General features: G+C 56.6%; 1 rRNA gene. It reads left to right on the top strand.

What is annotated here, in order from left to right:
* Window positions 1-63: 63 nt before the first annotated feature.
* Window positions 64-1589 (top strand): 16S ribosomal RNA (locus ACSVIE_RS21025).
* The last annotated feature ends 17 nt before the right edge of the window (window positions 1590-1606 follow it).

Below are 1606 nucleotides of genomic sequence, written 5' to 3' on the forward strand. Positions count from 1 at the left end.
TTTTGCATGGCTTCTCCTGTCTTTTTCCGGTGGGGGTTGTTGTGTTTTCGTTTTTGTTTTACTTTGACGGAGAGTTTGATCCTGGCTCAGGATGAACGCTGGCGGCGTGCTTAACACATGCAAGTCGAACGATGATCTCCAGCTTGCTGGGGGGATTAGTGGCGAACGGGTGAGTAACACGTGAGTAACCTGCCCTTGACTCTGGGATAAGCCTGGGAAACTGGGTCTAATACCGGATATGACCATCTGGCGCATGTCATGGTGGTGGAAAGCTTTTGTGGTTTTGGATGGACTCGCGGCCTATCAGCTTGTTGGTGGGGTAATGGCCTACCAAGGCGACGACGGGTAGCCGGCCTGAGAGGGTGACCGGCCACACTGGGACTGAGACACGGCCCAGACTCCTACGGGAGGCAGCAGTGGGGAATATTGCACAATGGGCGCAAGCCTGATGCAGCGACGCCGCGTGAGGGATGACGGCCTTCGGGTTGTAAACCTCTTTCAGTAGGGAAGAAGCCTTTCGGGGTGACGGTACTTGCAGAAGAAGCGCCGGCTAACTACGTGCCAGCAGCCGCGGTAATACGTAGGGCGCAAGCGTTATCCGGAATTATTGGGCGTAAAGAGCTCGTAGGCGGTTTGTCGCGTCTGCTGTGAAAGACCGGGGCTCAACTCCGGTTCTGCAGTGGGTACGGGCAGACTAGAGTGCAGTAGGGGAGACTGGAATTCCTGGTGTAGCGGTGAAATGCGCAGATATCAGGAGGAACACCGATGGCGAAGGCAGGTCTCTGGGCTGTAACTGACGCTGAGGAGCGAAAGCATGGGGAGCGAACAGGATTAGATACCCTGGTAGTCCATGCCGTAAACGTTGGGCACTAGGTGTGGGGGACATTCCACGTTTTCCGCGCCGTAGCTAACGCATTAAGTGCCCCGCCTGGGGAGTACGGCCGCAAGGCTAAAACTCAAAGGAATTGACGGGGGCCCGCACAAGCGGCGGAGCATGCGGATTAATTCGATGCAACGCGAAGAACCTTACCAAGGCTTGACATGGACCGGAAAGACCTGGAGACAGGTGCCCCGCTTGCGGCCGGTTTACAGGTGGTGCATGGTTGTCGTCAGCTCGTGTCGTGAGATGTTGGGTTAAGTCCCGCAACGAGCGCAACCCTCGTTCTATGTTGCCAGCGGTTCGGCCGGGGACTCATAGGAGACTGCCGGGGTCAACTCGGAGGAAGGTGGGGACGACGTCAAATCATCATGCCCCTTATGTCTTGGGCTTCACGCATGCTACAATGGCCGGTACAAAGGGTTGCGATACTGTGAGGTGGAGCTAATCCCAAAAAGCCGGTCTCAGTTCGGATTGGGGTCTGCAACTCGACCCCATGAAGTCGGAGTCGCTAGTAATCGCAGATCAGCAACGCTGCGGTGAATACGTTCCCGGGCCTTGTACACACCGCCCGTCAAGTCACGAAAGTTGGTAACACCCGAAGCCGGTGGCCTAACCCTTGTGGGGGGAGCCGTCGAAGGTGGGACCGGCGATTGGGACTAAGTCGTAACAAGGTAGCCGTACCGGAAGGTGCGGCTGGATCACCTCCTTTCTAAGGAGCTGCTAACA

The sequence above is a fragment of the Paenarthrobacter sp. NCHU4564 genome (assembly GCF_052156435.1).
Lineage (GTDB): Bacteria > Actinomycetota > Actinomycetes > Actinomycetales > Micrococcaceae > Arthrobacter.